Origin of the sequence: Legionella saoudiensis, from assembly GCF_001465875.1 — a bacterium.
GTDB lineage: Bacteria > Pseudomonadota > Gammaproteobacteria > Legionellales > Legionellaceae > Legionella > Legionella saoudiensis.
The window spans coordinates 200112-224030 of record NZ_LN901322.1 but is presented as its reverse complement, the minus strand read 5'-3'; the positions used below and the strand labels follow the sequence as shown (position 1 = coordinate 224030).

Sequence of the window (23919 nt, the reverse complement as noted above, 5' to 3'; positions counted from 1 at the left end):
TCCTACCCTCCTGAAATAGAAGTCACAATACACACTTCATCATTTGGGTTAAGAATAATATCTTTAATGGATGATATCTGTTCTGAGTTAACAAATACGGAAATGTATCCCTTTGAACAACCACAGTCGTCAAACATTTTTTCAAAATTTTCTTTATAAAATTCTGCTAATACCTGTTGCAAATTTGATTTACTGGAAACCAATTGGATTTGTTTTCTATCTGAATTAAACTCTATTAATTGATATTCATGCATTCTTATAACCTGTAGATTTTTGTATAAACGACATATATAATTTACTTATATTTTTAACAATTGTGACGAAAATATGAACGAACAACTGTTTAAAGACCTTACTAAAAACTCATCAGCAGCCAAAATGAGGCTATAATCGATTTTTAGAATTAATATATTTCTACAATATCTTGCTCTGCAAGAAAGCTACCTGTTTGATTTATTTCAGTAATAGAGTCATCCCAACAAATCACCATCGCTGACTTAGACATATGCGCCATTTGCTCACTAGTATCATCAGGCCTAACAAAAAGTATCCACTCGTTTTGTACAGAAAGTTCTGGCTTATGAATTCTTTTTATAACACCGTTCTTTCTAGGAAAATAACCACAAATGTAATGGCTTTTATTCTTTACCAAGCTAGGAGGCTCAATCTCACAAACAATACAACATAAAATTGTTTCAAGGCTTAAAGAGTATTTCTTTTGGTATAACTTATTTAGACCAATACCTGGAGGTCTAGCATTAGTTTCAATAAACTGAATACAACCATCCTCACTCATGAAAAACTCGGTGTGAAGCACCCCGTTATTAAATTCTAATAACTGACAAACCTTAACTGAAGCATCCAAAATTAATTGTCGTTGGTGCTCATCTAAAATATTCAGACTAAATATAGGCAAATTTTTACTGACCATTAAATGATTTGGATGCGTATATTTTCTGGCTTCTACAAATAATATATCCCCATCAAATACTGCCAATTCTGAATGGTATAAATCATCTGCAACATAAGCTTGAACGATATACTTTTCCTCACTCTCTTTTTTATTGGCCAAAAAATCACAAAAATCCTTCTCGGTTTTAATATGATATGTCTCATACGAGCCAGATGAATTAATAGGTTTAATAAATATCTCTTGATCACCTATCCTTTCTTTGATTGATTTTAGATTTGAAGATTCAATCAATGTTGTTGTTTTAGGATATAAAAATAAACCATCCAATTTTTGATACATAAGATCTTTATGACTTAATAGCATCGATGTATTCAAACCCATGCCTGCGATGTTTAGTTTTTCCCTGACTCTTGCTACATCAACAAACATATCTTCCGAAAAACAGACTATATAATCAGGATGAATCGAATCACAAATAGCGAGCAGATCTTCAAATGAAAATGAGCTTACTAACACATTTTCTCTGTCCTTAACAAACTTAGATTCATCTTTAATCAAAAAAATGGGGGAAATTCCTAGCTGAACTAGTAGATCACAATCAATTAGCTCATAATCCTGGAGGGGATCAATGCATAGCAGTGTCTTTATTTTCATTGTATTTAATACCAAAGCATCCTACTAAAAATGTTGTTTTAGAAGGGAACTGATCTACTGAATAACCAAGTTTATCTGTTACTTCTAAAAACCGAGAATCGTAAGAAAAAATTGTCTCTCTAGGCAATTTAAATAGATTATTAGTCACTTGATTATTCTTTTCATGAAAAAGTGTTAAATCCAGATTAGTAGCACTTTCAAAAAACGGGGTACTCTTGAAATGACCTAACTTCCTTATCTGATCCGCATATTGCAAATAAGTATCGTATATTAGTTCACAGCGTTGTGGTTTATTTGAAAATGATGTTGGTTTAAAAGCCATCTCTTCTTTGAGTATTGAATAAAAAACAGGATTGTTTTTATTTTTATTAAAATGTACTGGCTCCATAACAAAGGGAGTGTATTTGGATTTATATATATCGCGATATACCTCAACAATAAAATCTAAAGGTAACAAATCATCACCAACAGCTAATCCGTAGCCAGGAACTTGTCCTGTCCCTATGGTAATCAATTGGCTAATCGCATTATTAGTGAATTCATTTTGAGATATTTCGGGACTATTTGCCCGAACATAGGCCATTAGATAATTATAAAAAGGCAGATTTGCGTAATATCCTGTCTGATTAGAATCAAACTCCATCACCAAACTCAAAAGAGTAGGTAATTTATTCTCTTTTATTAAGGTTACAATTTCAGAGGGAAATACCAATAACCTTGAACGCCAGTTACAATTAGCTGCATCGCATAAGCTTTTGAAGGTTAAATAATGATTTCCAAGATCATCTGGAACAGGAATATCCGCCTTAAAATATTTTTCTAAACTAGCATGAGGCCTTGCATCCGCTACAGGACAGAGTAAGAATGTATTCCTTGCGCCGGACGATATTTGCAATATATCTGTTGGATGATGAGTATTTGAAGCATCATAAAGTGAACTAACGCTTAAAAAATCTCCCTCTCTATAAACCTGATGCGTACTTGACTTCCCTTTAAACTCAATAAACATTTCAAGATTTTTTTCTAAAACCATTGAAAACGGAACTGAAGAAAGTTTGCCGCCAGTATTTGGTAAATAAAAGTGGTGTTCATCTGCTATGATCTGCCCATACTGATATTCAAGTACAGTAAAAAGCATATTTTGAATGCCGTCTATCGTTTCCAATACTTGATAGAGGCGTTTGTTAACCCGAGCGATGTCCGTTTTTACCTTATCCCAAGATAGTTCACTCATATGATGTCAATATAAAAGTCCTATTAATTAGCAGCATCATACAAGAGAACACGGGTATATTCAATGAAACTGCATTTCATGTAATAAAATTTATCGGTAAAAATTAATATTTTTATTGCATTAATGCATTTCAAGTTATAAATTATGTCACATGGAATGCGTTTATATAAAAACGGAGTTTTAATGACAATCGACCATGTGGATAATCAAATCATAAAAATGATAGTTAACGGCTGCCATGTGAATGACATTGCTGAAGATACAAAGAAGTCAAAAAGGTACATTCTTTATCGACTTAGTGACCTAAAAACAAGTTTTAATTGTAAAACCACGCCTCAGTTAATTTATATGCTGACCACATCGGGGTTAATTAAGTAATTTTTTCACATGGATGTATTATGAATAATTCAATTTATTATTTAGGCTTTAATAAGCTTCTTTCGTTAACAAAATGCCCTAAAGAAGCACTTCTCTTAGATAAAATAATCTTTCATCATCAAGGCACTCTTTTAAAGCGTGACAATAGATTATGGTTCACAAAAAAAATCCCTGAGCTTGCCGCAGAGCTTGGTTTTAGTGAAAGCAGAATATATATCTATCTAAAGAACTTAGAAGAAGAAGGCTTCATTATCAGAAAGCGATTTAAATATTACGGCGTACCTCGATCGTTTATAACCCTTACAGAAACGCTTCAACGAAAATTACAATTAATACCCAAAGAACCCCAAAACACTATAGAGATAAAAGAAAAGGAGATCGTTACCGGGTCGGATATAAACGAGAGAATGGATTATCTTGTTTCAACAGATATCATTAATAAAGAAAAAAATAGAGTAATTAATAATATTACTATTTCTCATTCAGATACTGAATTACCACTTAACGAGCTCAATATCGCTAAAGGGATGTTGTTGAATGTTCAAAAGCAACACGGAATAAAACTATCCTCACCACAAAAGGTCTTGGATGAGGTTGTATTTTCATTAAGTAACCAAGAACAATTCCAAAACATTGGCACTTTTCAACACAAAATTAATATCATTTCTCAACTTCTTCGCTCAAATCGCTGGAGAACCCCCAAAGGATTTGATAAATATTCTCCAGAAGGGAAACGTTACAAGGAAAAGTACGATCTAGAAAATGCTGTTCGACTGCAATTGAAGAAGGAAGAATGTACTTATTCTGGATTAGATGAGATCGCTACAAATAAACATTTATCCAATGTTTATGAATTGGCTCATCCCCCATGCACTAACATGGAATTACAAAAGTCACTTCAAATTCAACAAAGTCTTATAAATGGCATTAAAAAAGATATCAAAACAATAAAAAACCCTAATATATTGGACAATTTTCTAAAAATATTAGTTCAAGAAGAAACAAAGTTATCGAAATTACAGGCTGAATTATCGTTACAATAGATTATGCCATTCCTTCGATCGCATCGACCGAGGTTTTTTGTATACTATTCTCAATTGTTTTAGAACATAACCAGAGAATGAGTGCACCAAAGATGGCATAAAAACCTAGCTGGGTAAATGCGCTCATATAATGTTCATTGCTAATAAGCGGATTTAATGATTCAGATTGAGTCATTAAATTAGAAAAATAATTGGATAATGTGGCTGCTATTCCTGAAGCCATCATCCAGATCCCCATCATAAGTCCTTGCAGTTTTTCTGGTGCAAGACTTCCTATCATCGCGTAACCAACAGGAGCAATAAGCAACTCCCCTATCGCTTGAAGAAGATAATGCGCAATAATCCAAACCATGCTAGTTAATCCATCTGTACCACAATTCATTATGCCAACAGTCAATGCCAAAAACGATAATGCAATAAACACTAAGGAACACATAAATTGTTTTGATATCGAAATGGTGATTTGTTTCTTTCTTAGTTTATCAAATAGAGTGATTGCTATAGGTGAGCCAATAATTACAAAAATTGAGTTTAAATTCATTAACCATTGTGGAGGAATATAATAAGAACCTATGTAAATATTCACGTTATACTTCAAGAATTGAGTCACACCCATAGGTCCTACAAAATAAAGCATCCAAAATACAATTGAACTTACCGTTAAAAATACAAAAGAATAAATTTTTTTTCGTGCATTTTGTGTACTTAAACTACGCCCAAGTAATGTGATATAGAATAAAGCGGCAGCGCCAATAAAGAGTATGAGGCCATTTGCTAACCAAGAATAATAAAACCCTGCTAGAAGAATAGGTATAATAAGTATGATTAATATCAGTCCTAATCGACCCCTCTTTATCTCCTCCTTGGTATTTACTTTATTTTTTGCGAAATATTTCCACGATTTAATAATGAAAAACACCGTAATTAGATTAATCAAATTACTAACCTCAAATAAACGATCGTATCTATCGTGAATATCAATAAATCCGCTCATAACATAACCAGAGAGGAATCCTATATTCATAGCACTGTAATTATGAAAAAATGCTTTTTCTCTTAATTCATTTTCGTTACTTGTAAATTGTTGGGTAATAAGGCAGTTAATACATGTAGATCCTAATCCACACCCTATAAGAAACAAGCTTAACCCTAGATATACAAAAGAATCAGAAAAATTAAGCACTATTAGACCTAAAGTTTGTATGAGCGTTGAAATGGCAAATAGCAATCGATTACTTAAAAATCTATCCCCAATGTACCCTGCTACAAAATGTAAAATAAAATTTGATGCCAGAAAAAATCCTACGACTCCATTGGATTGCATTTGAGTTAAGCCAATGTTCTTTGTTAAATAAAGGGATAATGATGAAAATATAATAGCAAAACTGAATGTAGTTACTGCATTTAGCCAATGTAGATAAACTATCCCTTTTCGCTCACCTCTTACAGCATGCATTTCATTTCCTTATTAAAAACTTTTACTTTTACATCACACAATCAATTCTTCAGATTTTGCTAGGACTAAATCACTCAACAATTTTTTAGGTTCAACTTGCACGGAGGGAATAGCTGTTTGCTCAGCTGTTATAAATCCATTTTTATTACAATGCTCCATAAAACTAAATAGTTTTATAAAGTAATCATCAACGTTAAGAAACCCTATCTTTTTGTCCAGCTCTCCAATTTTTATTGCATTCCATGTTTCGACCGCTTCCTCTAGTGTTCCTAAACCACCAGGCATAACGATAAATGCGTCTGCCAGATGTTGAAGCATTTTTTTTCTTTCTTGCATGGAGGAGACTATATGAAGTTCATCTAGAATGTCTAACGGTTTTTCTTTGTCTAAAAGATGTGTGGTTGTAACCCCGATCGCTTTACCGCCCAACTCTTTTACAGTTCTTGCTAATAAACCCATCATACCAAGACATGACCCACCATAAACTAGTGTAAGTCCATGAGCCACTATTTCATGAGCAAGCTTAATAACAGCTTCTTTGAATGCCAGATTATTTCCAGAACTAGCACCAAGGTATACACAAATTGTTTTCATTACTAATTCTCTTTATCATTTTCTTTGTATCATACAAACTACGCTAGATATGAAATAGACATAATAATTATGGCACCATCATTCCCTGTAAACGTCCCACCCATCAATAAAACAACACATCCCCGTAAATGTCCCATCCTTAAAGTTTATAGCTATTCTTAATTGCTATTGAACTAACTCAATATAATCTTCCATTGATATGATAGTACCTATTTCACTATGTCTATTTTCTTTAATAAAGCTATGAAAAGAGGCTTTGGTTGCAGGGTGATCTAGACCATGCTTTTTATACCAATTTTTGAGAATACTACTTTGCATCTTTATGAATTTCTCAAAATCATTATTTAAATCGCTTTTTTGATGCTCTGTTAATTTCTCTAGGTATGTGTTTATCTTTTTGTTTACATACTGTTTGTAGCGATCTGATTGCTCTTCCAATTTTTCTTTCTTTTCTTTTTCTTTAGCTTCTGAGATCTTGCGACGCTCATTGATTACAGCTTTGCTTGATCTGCTTAGCTTAAAATCTTTTTTTAATGCTTCAATCAAATACCCAGCTAATCCTCTAATTTTTCCAGCAACAAAACTTTCTGATTGAGTAATAATTTCTACTTTCTCTCGAATGTACTCACTATCATACTTTGCATATGTCTCATCAATCATTTGAGTTGAAAATCCGAATGTATTAATCAAAATTTGCTTTAATTCTTCATCAATCGATAAGTCATTAAGTTGGATTGGAGATTCATCAACTTGTTTTTCTAGCTTGAATCGAACTCTAGTTACTTTCTGATTAACTCGTTCTATTTCAGGAAAAATACGAATAGGTGATACGGCATTTACTTCATTCACCCCAACATCAAGTACTCTTTTCTTAAAATCCTTAAATACTTGATATTTTCCATCAAATACACCCATTAACTTTCTAAATATTTCTATTGGAAACCATGGTGTCTGCGCAAGCCCTTTGTATCGAATACAGTTCTCGTAAAGTGCTAAGCCATAACCTGATTTAAACTTTGAAATTAGGTCAATATTGATTTGGCCATAAATCTCGGGTTGATACATAAGGTCTTTCATTACCTGGCTATATTCATAGATACAAACCCCATTGGAAAGCTCAGCAGATGCCAATATTGAGCTGGCCTTCCACTTTTTTTCTTGCCCAGTTGCACAGTCAATAACGTTCCACTCAATAGCTATTGTTATTAGTCCAAGTAAGGCTTCTTTTAGCTTTGCAGTATCTTTGCTATTGTATCCAATCAATTGATATAAATCTTTTCCTTTGATTTCAAATTGTTGTTTGTAGGGAAGATCTGGATAAGCATTAAAGAGCAAAGCATTAAACAGCTTTCGCTGCACCAATGACAAATTATTAGAGCAATGTATTGCGTTAACATGTTTTTTGAGTTCGAGACTCTTATTATTTATTGCTACGCTTCCCATACGTTTCTCCATGCTACCTAAGAAGTAATCCGAGTACTCGGATTCACTCTTAATCCGAGTACTCGGATTCTGCTATAATTTTTTCTAAATAATTTGAAACGTGCTCGCACATATCTTCCACATTCACGAAACTAGAGATTTCTTTGTTCAGTACAATCGATGGAAGTCCTCGATAATCTGACTTAAATGTAAATAGTTTTTTTCCATTTACAGATGTGTAAGACTTGGCATTACTTAAACTTTTAGATTCAGTTTTTTGTTGTAATGTCTTCTCTTCAAATATCTTCTCTAATTTAGCTTGTGAAGTAATTGTTCTACCTAACTGATTAGCAATAGAAAGCATCTTGTTATAGTTGTCTTTAGACTTATTAATTAATTGAACAATTTTTACAGCAAGTTGTTTAGAAAGGGCGTGTATATCTGGAATAGCACGCACGATATCTTCTGGTATTTTTGAATAAGCCATCAATTCGTTAAATGTGGAATAGGAAATGCGCAATTTTTCCGAAAGTTCTTTTTCGGTTTTAAATACATTATCCGACAACAATCGTTTATAAAGCATCGCATTGGAATAATTACTAACATCATTTCGTAATTTATTTTCAGCATCTTGAGATGCAATCGCATCTTGTACATTAGGAATATCTTTTCTGATTACAAGAAAAGGAATCCCCAGCCGCATACAGGCAATATGCCTTCTTCGGCCAAAAATTACTTCATACTTTATTTTCCCATGAGGATTAGGATGATTTCTCACTAAAGCAGGCTGTAACTGTTTGTTTGATTTAATAGAATCAATTAGGCCATCAATATCACCTAACTCGCTTTCTTGTCGGTTAGCGTATTTCCATGGTTCGCATTCTTCTGGATTTACATAAATTAATTCCTGCTCAGCAAATTCAATCCCAGACTGCGTTTTAAAATAAGATGGAGTTTTAGGGGCTACTTGTTTTAAAACAACTTCCTCATCTGCACCCTCTATTTTTTTTACTTGACCGCTTTTCATTAGCATGCCTAATGGGCCAGAATTATGAACGTTTCGTTTACTATTATCCATGTTACTCTCCGCTTACAAAGGATGCTTTAGATTGCTTTTCCCAGATTTCTTTAAAGTTATTAATAATTTCGAGGTTCACATCATCTAAATGTTGCAAAGCTCTGCGGTAAGCTTCACGGCTGCCACGCGGTTTTGAAACATCATAAATGGTTCCAATTTCATTAGCTGCTTTTGCTACTTCAACGGTTTCGCACATATGATTTGTGAGAATATATCTACCAAACTGCTCTCGCATCATATTCTCCATCTGTAATGCTTCGTTACTTCCGCTGTGCTTGGAAATGAGTATTCGCAAATACTCCAATTTTTTGGAAGGTAATTCTTTAAACATATTTCGTAAGGTAGCCGTATACATGATAAAACTTGAATAATCGTTCATACTTGGAGGAATAGGAATAATGATTCCATCGCAGGCAATAATTGCGTTGAGTGTTAACAAACCAAGATTTGGGCCACAATCGATTAAAATAACGTCATATTGATTTTTAATAATTTTTAATGACTCTGATAAGCGAATAAAAGGAGAACCTAAACGTTCATGGTTGTTTTCTTTTTCGTTAGGTAAAATAAGATCACAATCTTGTATCGCTAAGTTAGCAGGGATGATATCCAGACCATCAAAATGGGTTTTTAGTATTACATTTTTGATGTTGTTAGGATTTGAGATTAACACATTAGTTATTGTGTCTTCGTAACGAAGTTCCAAATCGGGGATTAATCCTGAGCTAATTAAAGTTGCTGTTCCTTGTGCATCAAAATCTAACAGAAGAACCTTTAAACCTTCGATGGCAATCTTTTTTCCTAAATCAACTGTGGTTTCAGTTTTCCCAACTCCACCTTTTAAGTTAGAAACAGCTATGGTTAAGCATTTTGAACCCTTTGGTCTTCTGTATCGAGTTTCTGCTTTATCTCTAAGTGCATTGATGGCAGCTAATGTGTATTTTTTTACCTTTCTGCCGTTTTCAGAGTCTTCAATTACTAATCCTGGTATATCATCTGAAGATTCCAATAATTTTCTGAATGTAGGATCTGAAACTTTAACCATTTTTGCGGCTTCAATTGCTCCCCAAGTTCTTGGTTTTTTTCGTTTTTCGGGATTAATTACAAAATTTCTTAATGTCAGTAACATTTCGTTACCAGCTTGATAGAACTTATCCATTAACTGCTCTGGATGATCTGTACCATACGTAATGATTTGAGGATCAAGCATGATTTCCCTTTTATTAAAATAATTAATTTTCACGTTTTTTATAATTTATCTGTGATTTATTGAAAATGCAACAGAAAATTAAAATTTCTATTTACTATAGAAACACAACGTGTTTTAATTTTTTTAAGATCATTTTATTAGTTGTTTAGAAGTTGAATAGGTCAATGTTCTTGAGGGTTTTGGGAGAGTCTTGGGGACATTTACGGGGATTGTTAGGGACGTTTACAGGGATGGCTGCGGCGTTTACGGGATAGGGTGAGACGTTTTCAGGAAGTAAAAATAAGAAAAATAACTGATGGTGCGACGTTTACAGGTAGGGTGGGACGTTTGCAGGGATAACTGAGGAGAGACACTCGTGTCAAATTTAGAATTGAAGGGATTGAAGTTGCTTCGAGCCTTAGACAATTCATTCCAGGATGGAGAATCTATACCCAGCGAATCGATAACTCATTTAGCTGTTGAGTTATTAAACTCTGGAAAATATCAGCCTAGAAAACAATTTGATGAATCTATCTTAGATGAGCTCGCAAACTCCATCAAAGCCCAAGGGATTATCCAGCCACTTATTGTTAGAAAGATTGCAGAAGAATGCTATGAGATTATTGCTGGTGAGAGACGTTGGCGAGCAGCAAAAAAAGCAGGGTTAACTTATGTGCCTGTTATTATTAGAAATATTGATGATAATGTTGCTCTCGCATTTTCACTGATTGAAAATATTCAACGTGAAAATCTTAATCCGATTGAAGAGGCGTTAGCGTTAAACCGTTTTCGCGAAGAGTTTGAAATGACTCATGAGGACATAGCACAAATGATAGGGCGCTCTCGAGTTTCGGTTACTAATACGCTTCGCTTACTATCTTTGGATTCTAGAGTAATAGAGATGTTAAACGAAGGTAAAATTGATATGGGGCATGCCCGATCTCTTTTGAAACTTTCGCCAGAACAGCAATATCAGGTTGCATGCACCGTCATTGAAAAACAGCTGAATGTTCGTAACACGGAGGCATTAGCAAATCGATTAAAGTCATCAGAGAATGAAGGGCGTGACAAGACTTTTTCTTTAGCTACACCGCATGACAAGTGTGATGAGTGGAGTACCTATCTATCTCAACAATTTACAACAAATGTTTCTGTGAAAGTAAATGCTGAGGGTAAGGGAAAAGTGATTATCGAAGTGAATTCTGCTAGCGAGGTCGATTGGTTGGTAAAGCTAATGAGCGAAAGAGGGTAGTTATCCACAAAATCTGTTGATAACGTTGTGTGATATTCGTGAGTTAAGCCTGTTAATGAGAAAAAAGAGCGTGTTTAATTTTTGGATTAATGATGAGACCATTGCGTATTTTTATCAGTAGTGTACAACAAGAATTTAAAGAAGATCGTCTAGAGTTATGCCACTGGTTGAAAAATGATCCCTTAATGCGTCGTTTTTTTGATCCATTTTTATTCGAAGAATTGCCTGCCCATGATAGAAGGGCAGATCAAGTTTATCTGGAACAAGTCCGTGCTTGTGATATTTATATTGGTCTTTTTGGCTATGATTATGGCTTTGAGATTGCAGAAAGTGTTTCCCCTACTGAGGAAGAATACAACCTAGCTTCCGAGGAACACAAGACTCGATTAATTTTCATAAAAGGAAATGAAGAAAGTAAACGCCACCCTAGAATGAAAACCCTTATTACTCGTGTTGGAACCGAATTAATCAGGAGGCGTTATCAATCTATTTCCGAGCTTATCTCTGGTGTTTATGCTGCCTTAATACATGATTTAGAGGAACGAAAATTAATTAGAAATAGCCCTTTTGATGCTGCTCCTTGCAGAGGCGCAACATTATTAGACTTGGATGAAGAGGGAATAACGACTTTTTTACGTCGAGCAAAACGCGGACGCGGGTTTCCATTGCCTATCGATGCGACCTCTTTTGAATTATTGTCTCATTTGAACTTGCTGGATGAAGATAAGCCTACACATGCAGCAATGTTACTTTTTGGAAAACAGCCACAACGGTTTGTTATGTCATCCGAGGTAAAATGTGCTCATTTTCATGGGACTGAAGTAGCTAAACCCATTCCTTCATATCAGGTATATAAAGGCACCTTATTTTCACTGGTCGATCAAGCGATTGATTTTGTAATGTCCAAAATTAATCTTTGGGTGGGAACTAGAGAGGGAGGGGCAGAAGTGCCTGTTGCCTATGAAATTCCACAGGAAGTTGTGGCCGAAGCGATTGTCAATGCCGTTGCTCATCGTGACTACGATAGTAATGGAAGTGTGCAAGTTATGCTGTTTGCAGATCGATTGGAAATTTGGAATCCAGGAGGACTCCCTCCCTCATTAACCTTAGAAAAATTACGTCATCCACATGGTTCTGTTCCAAGGAACCCTTTACTTGCTGAACCTTTGTATTTAACGAAATACATTGAGCGCATGGGTACTGGTACAGGCGATATGATCCGTCGTTGCCGTGAGGTTGGACTGCCAGAGCCTGAATTTTCTATCTCAGACGGATTCAAGACAACTATTTGGCGTAAATCATCATCGACGACCGGACAAGTTACCGGACAAGTTACCGGGCAAGTTACCGGACAAGTCGATCCATGGATTGAGCGGGTACTCAGAGCATGCAGGCTAAAAGGAGAACTGAAAAGTATAGAGCTACAAGAGGTAGCAGGAATCAGGCATCGAGAAACTTTTCAACGTAATTATCTTGATCAATTGCTCGGGGATGAGTTAATCGAACGTACTATCCCAGATAAGCCTAAAAGTAGATTGCAAAAATATCGCTTGTCCCAAAAGGGAAAAATTTTATTAGAAGAATTATCTAAAAATAAAAAATAGAATTAAGCTGTGTTAGAAAACAGAAAGAGATAAAAGCAATTATTAAAGTGATTTTTGGATGATTTCTTGTTTAAAGGAGCAGCATTTAGCAAAATATCACAAATGGTCAATTTTTATGCACTTAAGTAAAAGAATCAACTTCCATATTTTAATTTTAAGCATTGTTTGGACTATGACCAATGGTTTTGACTCTATAAAAAATCTCGTCTCACTAAGCGCAATTAAAAGGCGTTAATAACGATCTGTATATTTAATAATCATTAAACATAGATGGATTCGATATTAAAGAGAAGCTCAATTGGTAATGTCCTTCTTTGAGGGGTAATTGAAATAGTGTGGCCAAGAAAAATGGCAAGCGAGGGTATAATTTAGAAAATAGCCAAATTAGCAATGCGCTTCAGGCGATCAGGATTGTCTTCAACATAAATTGCGGTAGTCACAATGTTAGCATGACCTGCAAGACGTGAGACTGCTTTAATATCCGCGCCTTGTTCAATTAATCGGGTAATGAAAGTACGTCTACCAGAATGGGAGCTTGCTCCAATAATTCCTGCCTTATCATAGAGTGACTTGAACCATTTTTGCAAACTATTAGGGGTAAAGCGACTTTTACGTTGGGTCTGAAAAAATGGTTTTTCTCTTGCAGCATGTTTTAGGGTATCGAGATGTGCTTGGAGTGCTTTGCGGATTTTTTCATTGGCAAGATAAGCGTAACGTTGCTTTTCACCTTTGGTCATTGAGCGCTTCAAACAAATCTCTTCGAGTAATTGATAGTTGTAATCAGCGACATCTGCAATAGTGAGAGAGGCGATTTCTTTCACTCGCAAACCAAGTCCAAAAGAACAATACACAAGAGCGCTATTTCTTATAGCGAATTGTCCATCTTTGGCAACAATAAGCAGTCGCTTAAACTCCGCTTCACTTAAGACCCGGGCCTTTCCTTCTTTTGGCATAAAAGACTCAATATTTTCCTGTTTTAATGATATTCTAAATAAATTAGGCTGTCTTGGCAAAAGCAAAGATAAAACTGTTGTTTCTAGTAGAGCTTTAGTATGAATACACTCATCGATGCAGCAATAAAATATCTTTCTAATCATTATTGCAGTGAAAAAGAACTCATAAGGCAATTGGAGAGGGATTTTTCTCATGTTCCCCAGTTAGATGATAAGATTCATGCAACCATAGCTCGCCTTCGGGAATTACATTTAATTAATGATAATCGTTTGGCTGAATCATTAAGTGCCCGTTATATCCATAAAGGAAACCGTTTTATTCAACAAATATTAAAACAGAAGGGCGTTAAAGAAGAAGTGATTGAGCAAGTCTTAGATCATATTGAACTGGAAGAAGTTCGTGCTCTGGATGAAGTCCGGAAAAAAATGCGTGGATTTAAGAATGAGACAGATGAGGCAATAAATACAAAATTGGCTCGTTTCTTAAGTGGTCGAGGTTTTTCTCATGCCACGATAAAAACTGTACTGAAACAGTTAAGAGAAGAACAGACTACTTAAAGTTTAAGATAGTGTAGCGGATGAGTACAATAATCATTTGCATCCTTAAGAAAAGAATACAGTAAATTAAACTCCGAATGAAATGATAAACTTACAACGCATCATGATTATTGGTAGACCAGGAAGTGGCAAGTCCACTTTTTCTGTTATGTTGCAAAAGAGTCTAAATATTCCATTGTTCCATTTAGATAAATATTTTTTTATTGCCGATTGGGTGCCACGAGAATATGAGGATTTTTTGTCACTTCAAAAAGAATTAGTTGCCAAACCTTGCTGGATTATTGATGGTAATTCCAGTCGATCATTTGAGATGCGCTATCGCGAAGCCGACATGTGCTTGTACTTTAATTTACACAAGTGGCTATGTTATTGGCGGGTATTTAAGCGCTTGTTTTATAAGGCTTCAGAAATTGATGATAGAGCCGCTGGTTGCAATGAAACAGTTCGATGGTCGCTATTAAGTTATATGTGGAACTATGAACAACGGATTAACCCTTTATTAAATGCCTTAAAGAACCAATATCCAAAAGTTAAATTCATTGAGCTACGTAGTCCATATGATGTGGCGCACTTGATGCGTGTTCTGGCACATAAAGAAGAGTACAGTATTGTGACAGGGTTTTAAGAAATGATGCAGACGAATGTGATGATACTTTTGATGGGTATTGCAGGTACCGGTAAAAAAACCATAGGGGAGGCAATTACAACACTGGCTCCTCAGTTTCGACTAGCGCATCACCATGCTTGGATCGATCGAGTTCTAAACCTTCTGGGTAGTGATGCTCAAGTATTTTGGTCTCTTGATGATAAAGGATGGGCAGCGCTTAACAAAGCCCGCGACGTGATTTTTGATACGATGACCGAGGTTTGTTCTAAAGAAACGAGCTTTGTTATTACCTATGAGCTCTTAGCGAATAATTCTTGGCATCAGGAATTTTTTAATCAAGTACAAACCGTTGCTCAAAAACGGGAAGCTGTGTTTGTTCCTATCCGATTGATTTGTAATGGGGCAGAGCTTGTTAAACGCTTAAAAGACTCAGATAGAGAAGGCTATTTTAAAACACAAGATGAGACGCTCATTACAAAAAGACTGTTTGATGAAGACGTTTATTTTAGCAAAGAGCTGCATGAACTGACTCTAGATGTGAGCCTCCTTTCAGCAGAGGAGTCAGCGCGTCATATTTTGGATTGGACTTCCTTAGTTTATGGGAGTAAAAATCAGAATCTGGAATTTAAACCATTGAGTCAAAAAGATTTGAATATAATGACCCAATGGTTTGCAGAGCCTACAGTGAAACAAGGGTATGCACGAAATCAACAGTTTTCTTTGGCAGATATTAGGGCAAAGTACTTACCCCGCATTGAAGGCATGGATCCAGTCCCGAGTTTTATTATTTATTTGGATCAAAAACCAATTGGTTTTATTCAATATTACTGTCTTGCCGACCATTTACCCGAAGGAATTTCAGGACATAATGCTTCCTTGTTTGACAAGGCTACACCTAAACAATTGGCTGGTATCGACCTTTTTATTGCAGAGCCATCGTGTCGTGGAGTAGGGTTGGGTAGACAAATTATAAGGCATTTTATTGCAAAACAACTCTACAGATTTAAAGCCGTTGTCGTTGATCCTCAAATTGGAAACGAACAAGCCATAGCGTGCTATCAAAAGGCTGGTTTTGTTCCCACGCAATACAGTGAAGACGCCAATTACCTACTCATGATAAACATGCTTACTTATAGAGGGTCCCATGAATATTCTTGAAACTCCCCGTCTGATTTTACGAACATGGCAGGAAGCTGATCTTGATCCTATGGCACTTATTGATCAAGACAAAAAAGTATGCCAATTTTTACCAGGAATAGGGAGTAAGAGTGCTACAAAAGCAGGTATTGAGCGGATTGTTGCACATTATAAAGAGAAGGGATTTTCTTTGTATGCTGTTGAACTGAAAAGTACAGGGGAAATGATAGGATTTTTAGGGTTAATGACTCCCTCTTTTGAAGCGCACTTTACTCCCGCTGTTGAAATTGGTTGGAGACTTTCCTCAACGCATTGGAATCAGGGTTATGCTACGGAAGGAGCAAAAGCGGTTTTGCATTATGCATTTACCTCTTTAAATCTTCCCGAAGTAGTTTCATTTACAGTAGTGAATAATCTAGCCTCAAGACGTGTTATGGAAAAAATTGGTTTATATCACAATACCAAGGATGATTTTGATCATCCCAAATTGGAGCCCAATAGCCCCTTGAGACGACATGTGCTTTATCGATTATCCAGATCTGATTATCTAAACAATAAAGGTATTCAAGTATGATTTGGGAGACCACATTAAAAAAAATTACGGATAAAACGGCTAATCAGGCTGCAAAAAAATGGGTAAAAAACCCTACCCATCTTAAGCTTATCAATAATCAAATTAACTGTGTTTATCGATTTGAATCTAATGGACAAGGCTTTTACCTGCGCATGACCCATGAAAAAATACGAAAAGCGCGTGAGCTTTTGAGTGCGATTGATTTTCAGAAACATTTATTTTTATGTGGTACGCCTATTTGTCAACCGGTGGTATCCCAAGCAGGAAATGATGTCGAAACGGTACACCAAGAGGATTTGGAATTTTTTGTTCATGTTTGCCGTGAAGTACCAGGGCAAATCATGCATTTTGATTATCCAGATAAAAAAGCTTATTTAACGTGGGGCCGCGCTTTAGCTCAATTGCATCAAGCCTCGCAAAGTTATGTTGCATCAGAGCATCACTTTTTAGCTTGGGAAGATTTGTGGCGTGAGACTTTGGATTATGCGCGTCAAGAAGAGTCCTTGATTCAGGATTTATATGAAACGATTACGACACGCTTCAAAACTTTTTCAATCGACTCATCTAATTTTGGCCTAACCCATGGGGACCATCGTCCTGGAAATGTGCTTTATGATGGTGAGAGCGTTCATCTGATTGATTTTGATGAGCCAGTTTATCATTGGTATCTTGCCGATATTGCCAAACCCTTTTTGGATTTATGTAATAAACCATGGCCTCTCTGGCAACTACTGTTTGAATGGTTTATAGAAGGATATAGGCAAATCCGGCCATTGAGCTCAGAAGAATTGAAAGAAGTGAATCATTTTTCGCAAATGAAAAGCTTGGATATCTACCTCTGGTGTAAATACAACTGGTTTGAAGAAACAGCTCCAGGAGGAAAGCCACGGGATGAGTGGCTTCATGACTTAAAAACTATGGCATTAACCCCTTTGTTTTATGTGCCATAACCTATTAAGGGAACTCCTATTGAGGTGGGTAATGAATAATATCATGGATGCGCGATAGCTCATTGGTTGGATTCCGGTAGCCATGCGGTTGATTGGCGTTAAAACGAAGCCCTTCTCCTTTGGAAAGTGTTTTCCAACACCCGCGTAATAAAATATCAATGGTTCCGTCCACAACAATGACATGCTCAATGACTCCATGTTTATGCGGAGGTGAAAGATGTTCGCATCCGGGCAATAACTCAATAACAAACAATTCAAAATGTAGCTGTTCATCAAAAGGAAACAGAGGAAGTACTCGTATTTTTTCATCATCTGGATGCAAGGTTTCAGCATGTCCTGTCCTATAAATAGGATTGGTTGAATTATCCAGACTGTCTTCAATAAACGATGAAAAGGAGGTTTGAAAGCCGCTCGCAATTTTCCATAGGGTAGAAATTGTTGGGCTTGACTCTTCGCGTTCAATTTGCCCAAGCATCGCTTTAGAAACGCCCGTTTCAAGCGCTGTTTTATCTAAGCTCCAACCTCGCTCTTGTCTTAATGATTTTAGTATTTTTGCAATACGGTTTGAAATTTCTTGCATTATGTCCCTTATTAAAAAAAGCTTGTGCGTTTTAGCGCACAAGTATATACTGTATTATTATGCGTTATAACGCACGAGTTGTGAAGTAGATTGTGGAGGATTGTATGGTTGAACAACTTTTTAAAAACAAACTTGTTGTTGTACTTAATAAGCGTATTGAGCCAGGAAAAGTGATGAATGCACTTGCTCATATGTGTATTGGTTTAGGTGCTGTGATTGGTGAAAAAGAACTGCGTTTAACCGATTATCGAGATGCAGATGGAGGATCTCACCCTTACATTTCAGAAATACCTTTTATCATTCTTTGTGAGAACTCCAATAAAATTAGAACATTACGCCAGAATGCTTTAGCAAAAAATGTTCTTTTTAATGATTTTACCGATACGATGACTGTTGGTACCTATCAAGAGCAAATTGCAAGAACGGCACAGGTTAAAGAGAACGATCTGATTTACTATGGCATTGTCTTGTTTGGGGATTGGGAGGTGGTGACAGAGCTCACTAGAAAGTGTTCTTTGTGGCGATGAGAGGACTTTGATGAATAAAGATAAAAATTTAGGTAAAAGCGCACAAATCATCCAGGATTTTTTATCTCAAAAGGGGATATCGTGTGTGGTCAAGGAACTTGATTTAAGCACACGAACCGCAAAAGATGCCGCTAATACTTTGGGATGTAGTGTTGCTCAAATTGTGAAGTCACTACTATTTCGCACTGAAAAAACCAACAAGCCGGTATTGGTATTAGCAAGTGGTGTTAATCGCGTGAATGAGAGCCTGATTGAGAGTCTCATCAATGAACCTATTGGGAAAGCTGATGCAGATTTTACACGAGAAGTAACTGGTTTCGCGATTGGTGGGGTCCCTCCCGTTGGCCATAAAAATGTTATTAATACTGTTCTTATCGATGAAGATTTGTTATGCCATGAAGTTCTTTGGGCCGCAGCAGGAACGCCCAATGCAGTGTTTTCATTATCTCCTGACGAGCTTAAACAGCTAACAAATGGGATAGTGGTAAAGATTAGAGAGTAAGTCATGCAAAAAATATTTTGGGATAATCCCTATCAACGCCAATTAATGACTAAAGTGGTGTCAGTCAATGAGAATCGACTACTTTTTGCGGAGACTATTGGTTTTTCGTTTTCCGGTGGTCAGGAAAGTGATACAGTCCGCGTGAATGGCCTGATGGTCACTCATTCTGAAATAGAAGATCACTTGATTTATTATACATTACCTGCGGAGCATGAGCTTTCTAAAGGCGATGTTGTCCTTATGGAAATTGACTTTGTTCGTCGCTATAAATTGATGCGCCTTCATTTTGCTGCTGAATTAATCTTAGAGCTTGTCCAAAGAATGCTGCCCATTGAAAAAATAGGTGCTCATATTGCTGAACATAAGGCTAGAATCGATTTTATCTATCAGCACAATATCTCGGATATCTTTGACTCTCTTTTGTTTGAATACAATCAAATTATTGCAAAAGATATGCTTATTCGTACTGGTTTTTCTGATGAGAAGAGTCAAAGACGTTATTGGGAAATCGAAGGATTTTCTAAGGTTTCTTGTGGTGGAACACATGTAAAATCAACCGCTGAAGTGGGTTATATTACGTTAAAAAGGGTGAATGTGGGTAAAGGTAAAGAACGAATTGAAATTTATCTGGTACAATAAATTCAGCTTAAACATAAAGTGTCTTAATCAAAAAAAGTAGCTTAATACTACGGGAGTTATGAGTGAATGCAGAAGAAATTACAGTTTTAAATGATTTAAAAAACGATATAAATCAATTGCTGGGATTTCATGAAGAAACACCAAGGATTAATTATGGTCCTTGTGGCGCGTTTGCTAAATTATTTTTTGATGCTTGGAATGGCCGATTTCAGGATAAAGTGCATATTGTTTTTGTGATGATGACATCCCATGAAGAGTGCTGGCACATTGCGTTGCGCATGCCATCAGGGGAGCTTTATGATGGTGGAGTTGGCCTTCATTGTGAAGAAACTTACGGGAAAGGTTACTTGTTTGAAGACATGATCGAATATGATCATGAACGTTTGGAAAAATGGTCTTATGGTCTTGAACGTGATTATCCACGTTTTTGTCCTGATTTTAATAAAGAAGTGGTGAATTCATTGATTATTCATCATCTAGATCGATTGCGATCTCAAGAACGTTGACTTAAGGAGTTATTCACCTCGAGAAGCAATTCAAAATTAAGTAATGAGTATTACTCAAAACCGCGTTTTGTTTTTTTTGGACTGACTCTGTTTCTCGTGGGGAAGGAATGTAAGGTCGGATATTTGATGAGAAAATCGCTATGAAACAAGAACACCAACTGATTTATGAGCTAGAGACTTCTCTTTTAAATCCGAAAACGAGAAAATCGATTACTCAACTGAAGCTACTGATTGCTGATGAATTTATTGAGTATGGGGCTTCTGGTTCAATTTACAATAAGAACGACCTACTTGATTCTCTTCCAGAAGAAGAGTCACGAAGCTATATGGTTAATGACTTTTCAGTATTAGAGGTGTCGCCCGAAGTCATGTTGGCAACTTATAAGGTTACTGTTGCCTCAAAAAGTTCCCTACGTTCTTCGCTCTGGCAATACAAACACAATCGTTGGCAAATGGTGTTTCATCAAGGCACGCCTTGTCAAGAGGAATAATTCATTTTTACAGGTATTAAGATGATAACAATAGACTACCTAAAACATTACTCAAACTGTATTCCTGAGCTTGCTAAGATTTGGCATGAAGTTTTAGGTAAAATCTGGATGCCCGAGATTGGAATTGAAGAAATTGAATCTTTGTATTACGAAGAGCTGAACCGAGATATGCCTTTTACTTACATTGCGCTATACAATGAAATTCCTGTAGGTTCTTGCACATTGCAATTAAGCGAGGATGTTCGGCCAGATTTAGGACCTTGGATTGGTGATTTGGTGGTTGATCCAAAATATCAAAAACAGGGGATCGGAAAAATGCTAGTCAATGCCACAGTAGAGAAAGCAAAAAAACTTGGCTTTGAAAAACTTTACCTGTTTGCTCTGGACCCTACCATACCTGAGTATTATAGGCGCCTTGGGTGGAAAAAAATCGGCATGGATGAATTTAGATCTCATCCTGTAACGGTGATGGAGATCGGTTTATGAAGATAAAAAGGCTAATCCAAGAAGACTGGGAACTATGGAAATTATTTCGATTAGAAGCACTAAAGAGCTCACCAGAAAGTTTTGGCTCTTCTTATGAAGAAGAAGCACTTATGTCTGATGCTGATTTTCAAAATGGATTAAGTAAAGGGTATGTATTTGGCGTCTTTGTTGGCGATTTATTGGTATGTTGTGCTGGATTTTATACCCTTAACTCACTAAAAACCAAACATCGTGGTGTACTTTGGGGTATGTATACTCGTCTTGAGTACAGAGGAAAAGGTATTGCAACAGCATTAATTCAAAACTTGATACAGCATGCAAAGACCTGTGTCACTCAGTTGCACCTAACCTGTGTAACCAATAATTTTGTGGCCCGCGATTTTTATCAAAAGCAAGGATTTCGAATTTATGGTACCGAACCTAAAGCGCTTAAAATTAATGATACCTTCTATGATGAATATTTAATGGTATTGGATTTTAAAGAGGAACCCATGAAAAAATTGGATACCTATCAGAACCTTTGTACTGAAGTATATGATTTAAGTAAACCTAATGCACCACAAAATGAGTACTCATTCTATCGAAGCTATGCTGCAGAGGTTAAGGGGCCCATTTTAGAGCCTATGTGTGGTACAGGTCGGTTTTTATTGCCTCTGACCGAAGAGGGATTTGATGTCCATGGATTTGATGCAAGTCAACCGATGCTTGAACGACTGCATGCAAAAGCAAGGAGCAAAAATCTTAATCCAAAAGTCTGGCCTGGTTTTATTGAAGATTTAAATCAATCTGAGAAGTACTCTTTGATTTTTATACCCAGTGGTTCATTTGGTCTCATTACTGAAAAGACGGATATCCAAAAAGCCTTAAAAATCATTTATGAGCACCTGGAAGATAAAGGACTTTTTGTATTTGAAATAGAAACACTTCATGCGGTTCCTAATGAATTAGGTATATGGAGAGGTTCGAGATGGCCCAAAGAAGATGGAACTGTCATCGTACTCAGTCAATTAGCCATGCTCAATGAAGAGGTTTGTTACTCTATCGGCAAATACGAATTGATTGATAACAACCGTGTCATTCAAACAGAGGTTGAGGAATATAAAATTCGCATTTATCAAGACCCTTCTTTTTTGCGCAATTTGCTTACTGAGGTTGGTTTTAGCAAGGTACGGATGGTTAAAGGATTTGACCGAAACGCGTCACCCGATGAAAAAGACGACAATATTGTTTTTGAATGCAGAAAATAATTGAGGTAATAAATGAAGATTCTATGTCCAGCACCACTGCAAAAAGGAGATATCGTAGGGCTTATTTCTCCATCGAGCCCTATTATGGAACAGGATATAGAAGCGGGAGTTCATTTATTAAAGTCACATGGATTTAAGGTAAAGTATGCAAAGCATATGCTTGCATCAGAACGATTTTTAGCGGGAAAAGACATTGATCGTGCAAATGATGTAATGGATTTCTTTAAAGATTCTGAAGTGAGCGCAATTATCGCAACCCGAGGCGGACAAGGTTCACAACGTCTCTTACCTTTTTTAGACTATGAATTAATTAAGAAAAACCCTAAACAATTATTCGGGTTTAGTGATACCACAGCGTTGCAATTAGGCATATTTAAAAACAGTGGCTTAGTAAGTTATACAGGATTTACTTTGACTATTCATTTGAGTACCCAGGTTAAAAAAACATTACTTTCCTCTTTGTTAGGCCAAGAGTACACAATTTCCAAAGGAGTAAAGGTTTATGCAGGTGTTAGTCGAGGTCCTTTACTTGGTGGAAATTTAACTCTGATGACTAATTTAATGGGTACACCTTATCTGCCTAGTTTTAAAGAAAGTATTTTGTTGGTAGAAGACGTTGGTGTCGAGCCCTATAATATTGATGGCATGCTTTCCCAATTAGATTTAGCTGGAATTTTTGATGAAGTTTCTGGCGTTATTTTTGGTACATTTGAACACTGTAAAAGTAAGAAATCGAATCAGCATGATGGTACGGTAGAAGATGTAATCAATGAATGGGCTTCAAAATTAAAAGTACCTTGCATTAAAGAGTTTCCCTATGGGCACGGTAAGCAAAATTGCATTCTTCCAATTGGCAAAGTGGTTACTTTAGATGCAGATAATACTTGCGTTACAATTCAAATTTAAAAAAAGAAATAACCACTACTGATGAGAACATTGTTTTAATAGAGGCATAAATGAATACACAAGAAATACCCAAAGAGTATCAACATATCTCTCCAGCAGGTGCTGAAGTTCGATTGCTGATGAATAATCATTTAGGTGGAATGGCTCACTGTACTTTAAAGGCGGGAACGATTTCCAAGGCAGTTCGACATAAAACGGTATCTGAATTTTGGCATGTCCTTTCTGGGGAAGGTGCACTTTGGTGTAAATTAAATAACGAAGAGAGCATTACTCCTTTAACCGCTGGAGTCAGCATTGATATTCCCTTGGGAGCACATTTTCAATACCGAAGTGATGCAGCAGACTTGGTGTTTATTTGCGTTACTATGCCACCATGGTCAGGCAGTGATGAGGCAAGTTATGTTGAGCATGGTGCCTGGCTTCCTACAGTGGAATAAAT

27 protein-coding genes and 1 pseudogene are annotated in these 23919 nt (G+C 36.3%); 18 read left to right on the top strand and 10 right to left on the bottom strand.

Annotated elements, in window-relative coordinates:
• Positions 1-2: 2 nt before the first annotated feature.
• From BN3124_RS05380 to BN3124_RS05370, 3 genes are all read right to left on the bottom strand, one after another.
• Entirely contained in the window at positions 3-254 is a 252-nt protein-coding gene (locus BN3124_RS05380) for a MoaD/ThiS family protein (protein WP_004450452.1), read from the bottom strand.
• Between the two features lie 149 nt (positions 255-403).
• A complete protein-coding gene (locus tag BN3124_RS05375; protein ID WP_058533778.1) occupies positions 404-1567 on the bottom strand; it encodes an ATP-grasp domain-containing protein in 1164 nt (387 codons plus the stop codon).
• Entirely contained in the window at positions 1539-2801 is a 1263-nt protein-coding gene (locus BN3124_RS05370; RefSeq protein ID WP_058533777.1) for a hypothetical protein, read from the bottom strand. Before BN3124_RS05370 ends, BN3124_RS05375 begins: the two co-directional genes overlap by 29 nt.
• A gap of 398 nt (positions 2802-3199) precedes the next feature.
• Here BN3124_RS05370 and BN3124_RS05360 point away from each other — a divergent pair, with 398 nt between their 5' ends.
• A complete protein-coding gene (locus BN3124_RS05360) occupies positions 3200-4222 on the top strand; it encodes a hypothetical protein (RefSeq protein ID WP_058533775.1) in 1023 nt (340 codons plus the stop codon).
• Position 4223: 1 nt separating this feature from the next.
• On the opposite strand, the gene BN3124_RS05355 is transcribed toward BN3124_RS05360, so the two are convergent.
• The 5 genes from BN3124_RS05355 to BN3124_RS05335 all read right to left on the bottom strand — a co-directional run bounded on the left by BN3124_RS05355 (position 4224) and on the right by BN3124_RS05335 (position 9982).
• Positions 4224-5678 carry a peptide MFS transporter gene (locus tag BN3124_RS05355; protein WP_058533774.1) on the bottom strand — a complete coding sequence of 485 codons (1455 nt, stop codon included), beginning with the start codon at positions 5676-5678 and terminating at the stop codon, positions 4224-4226.
• Positions 5679-5711: 33 nt separating this feature from the next.
• Complete coding sequence (locus tag BN3124_RS05350; protein ID WP_058533773.1) at positions 5712-6272, bottom strand: LOG family protein; 561 nt, start codon at positions 6270-6272, stop codon at positions 5712-5714.
• A gap of 165 nt (positions 6273-6437) precedes the next feature.
• Entirely contained in the window at positions 6438-7715 is a 1278-nt protein-coding gene (locus BN3124_RS05345) for a replication initiation protein (RefSeq protein ID WP_230849090.1), read from the bottom strand.
• 49 nt (positions 7716-7764) lie between these two features.
• A complete protein-coding gene (locus tag BN3124_RS05340) occupies positions 7765-8772 on the bottom strand; it encodes a ParB/RepB/Spo0J family partition protein (protein ID WP_058533771.1) in 1008 nt (335 codons plus the stop codon).
• A 1-nt stretch (position 8773) separates the two neighbouring features.
• Positions 8774-9982 (bottom strand): AAA family ATPase, encoded by a 1209-nt coding sequence (locus tag BN3124_RS05335; protein WP_058533770.1) that lies wholly within the window; start codon positions 9980-9982, stop codon positions 8774-8776.
• A 355-nt stretch (positions 9983-10337) separates the two neighbouring features.
• On the opposite strand from BN3124_RS05335, the gene BN3124_RS05330 reads away from it, so the two are divergent.
• Together BN3124_RS05330 and BN3124_RS05325 are read left to right on the top strand one after the other, a co-directional pair.
• On the top strand, positions 10338-11213 hold the full coding sequence (locus BN3124_RS05330) for a ParB/RepB/Spo0J family partition protein (protein WP_058533769.1): 876 nt from the start codon (positions 10338-10340) through the stop codon (positions 11211-11213).
• Between the two features lie 89 nt (positions 11214-11302).
• On the top strand, positions 11303-12817 hold the full coding sequence (locus BN3124_RS05325) for an ATP-binding protein (protein ID WP_230849089.1): 1515 nt from the start codon (positions 11303-11305) through the stop codon (positions 12815-12817).
• A 368-nt stretch (positions 12818-13185) separates the two neighbouring features.
• On the opposite strand, the gene BN3124_RS05320 is transcribed toward BN3124_RS05325, so the two are convergent.
• Entirely contained in the window at positions 13186-13770 is a 585-nt protein-coding gene (locus BN3124_RS05320) for a tyrosine-type recombinase/integrase (RefSeq protein ID WP_058533767.1), read from the bottom strand.
• 99 nt (positions 13771-13869) lie between these two features.
• On the opposite strand from BN3124_RS05320, the gene BN3124_RS05315 reads away from it, so the two are divergent.
• The 5 genes from BN3124_RS05315 (at position 13870) to BN3124_RS05295 (ending at position 17596) form a co-directional block, all read left to right on the top strand.
• On the top strand, positions 13870-14328 hold the full coding sequence (locus BN3124_RS05315; RefSeq protein WP_058533766.1) for a regulatory protein RecX: 459 nt from the start codon (positions 13870-13872) through the stop codon (positions 14326-14328).
• Positions 14329-14410: 82 nt separating this feature from the next.
• Complete coding sequence (locus BN3124_RS05310) at positions 14411-14953, top strand: P-loop NTPase family protein (protein WP_058533765.1); 543 nt, start codon at positions 14411-14413, stop codon at positions 14951-14953.
• A gap of 3 nt (positions 14954-14956) precedes the next feature.
• Positions 14957-16093, top strand: coding sequence for a GNAT family N-acetyltransferase (locus BN3124_RS16775; protein WP_078061489.1), 1137 nt, complete (start codon positions 14957-14959; stop codon positions 16091-16093).
• Positions 16080-16646, top strand: coding sequence for a GNAT family N-acetyltransferase (locus BN3124_RS05300; protein ID WP_058533764.1), 567 nt, complete (start codon positions 16080-16082; stop codon positions 16644-16646). Before BN3124_RS16775 ends, BN3124_RS05300 begins: the two co-directional genes overlap by 14 nt.
• The gene (locus BN3124_RS05295) at positions 16643-17596 is read left to right on the top strand and encodes a phosphotransferase enzyme family protein (RefSeq protein WP_058533763.1); all 954 of its coding nucleotides are present in this window, start codon (positions 16643-16645) and stop codon (positions 17594-17596) included. Before BN3124_RS05300 ends, BN3124_RS05295 begins: the two co-directional genes overlap by 4 nt.
• A 16-nt stretch (positions 17597-17612) precedes the next feature.
• On the opposite strand, the gene BN3124_RS05290 is transcribed toward BN3124_RS05295, so the two are convergent.
• Positions 17613-18176, bottom strand: a complete 564-nt coding sequence (locus BN3124_RS05290; RefSeq protein WP_058533762.1) for a helix-turn-helix domain-containing protein — start codon at positions 18174-18176, stop codon at positions 17613-17615.
• Positions 18177-18280: 104 nt separating this feature from the next.
• On the opposite strand from BN3124_RS05290, the gene BN3124_RS05285 reads away from it, so the two are divergent.
• From BN3124_RS05285 to BN3124_RS05245, 10 genes and pseudogenes are all read left to right on the top strand, one after another.
• Positions 18281-18703 (top strand): DUF2000 domain-containing protein, encoded by a 423-nt coding sequence (locus tag BN3124_RS05285; protein ID WP_058533761.1) that lies wholly within the window; start codon positions 18281-18283, stop codon positions 18701-18703.
• A gap of 10 nt (positions 18704-18713) precedes the next feature.
• A complete protein-coding gene (locus BN3124_RS05280; RefSeq protein ID WP_058533760.1) occupies positions 18714-19205 on the top strand; it encodes a YbaK/EbsC family protein in 492 nt (163 codons plus the stop codon).
• A 3-nt stretch (positions 19206-19208) separates the two neighbouring features.
• Positions 19209-19844 carry an alanyl-tRNA editing protein gene (locus BN3124_RS05275; protein ID WP_058533759.1) on the top strand — a complete coding sequence of 212 codons (636 nt, stop codon included), beginning with the start codon at positions 19209-19211 and terminating at the stop codon, positions 19842-19844.
• A gap of 62 nt (positions 19845-19906) precedes the next feature.
• Positions 19907-20350, top strand: coding sequence for a hypothetical protein (locus tag BN3124_RS05270; protein ID WP_058533758.1), 444 nt, complete (start codon positions 19907-19909; stop codon positions 20348-20350).
• Between the two features lie 140 nt (positions 20351-20490).
• On the top strand, positions 20491-20841 hold the full coding sequence (locus tag BN3124_RS05265) for a nuclear transport factor 2 family protein (RefSeq protein WP_058533757.1): 351 nt from the start codon (positions 20491-20493) through the stop codon (positions 20839-20841).
• 21 nt (positions 20842-20862) lie between these two features.
• Complete coding sequence (locus BN3124_RS05260; protein WP_058533756.1) at positions 20863-21327, top strand: GNAT family N-acetyltransferase; 465 nt, start codon at positions 20863-20865, stop codon at positions 21325-21327.
• Positions 21324-21776: pseudogene (locus BN3124_RS17455) on the top strand (GNAT family N-acetyltransferase); the annotation flags it as partial. The gene BN3124_RS05260 and the pseudogene BN3124_RS17455, both read left to right, overlap by 4 nt.
• Before the next feature lie 42 nt (positions 21777-21818).
• A complete protein-coding gene (locus BN3124_RS17315) occupies positions 21819-22574 on the top strand; it encodes a class I SAM-dependent DNA methyltransferase (RefSeq protein WP_058533982.1) in 756 nt (251 codons plus the stop codon).
• Between the two features lie 12 nt (positions 22575-22586).
• Entirely contained in the window at positions 22587-23480 is an 894-nt protein-coding gene (locus BN3124_RS05250; RefSeq protein WP_058533755.1) for a S66 peptidase family protein, read from the top strand.
• A gap of 50 nt (positions 23481-23530) precedes the next feature.
• Positions 23531-23917: a cupin domain-containing protein gene (locus BN3124_RS05245; RefSeq protein WP_058533754.1), complete on the top strand. Its 387-nt coding sequence runs from the start codon at positions 23531-23533 to the stop codon at positions 23915-23917.
• The last annotated feature ends 2 nt before the right edge of the window (positions 23918-23919 follow it).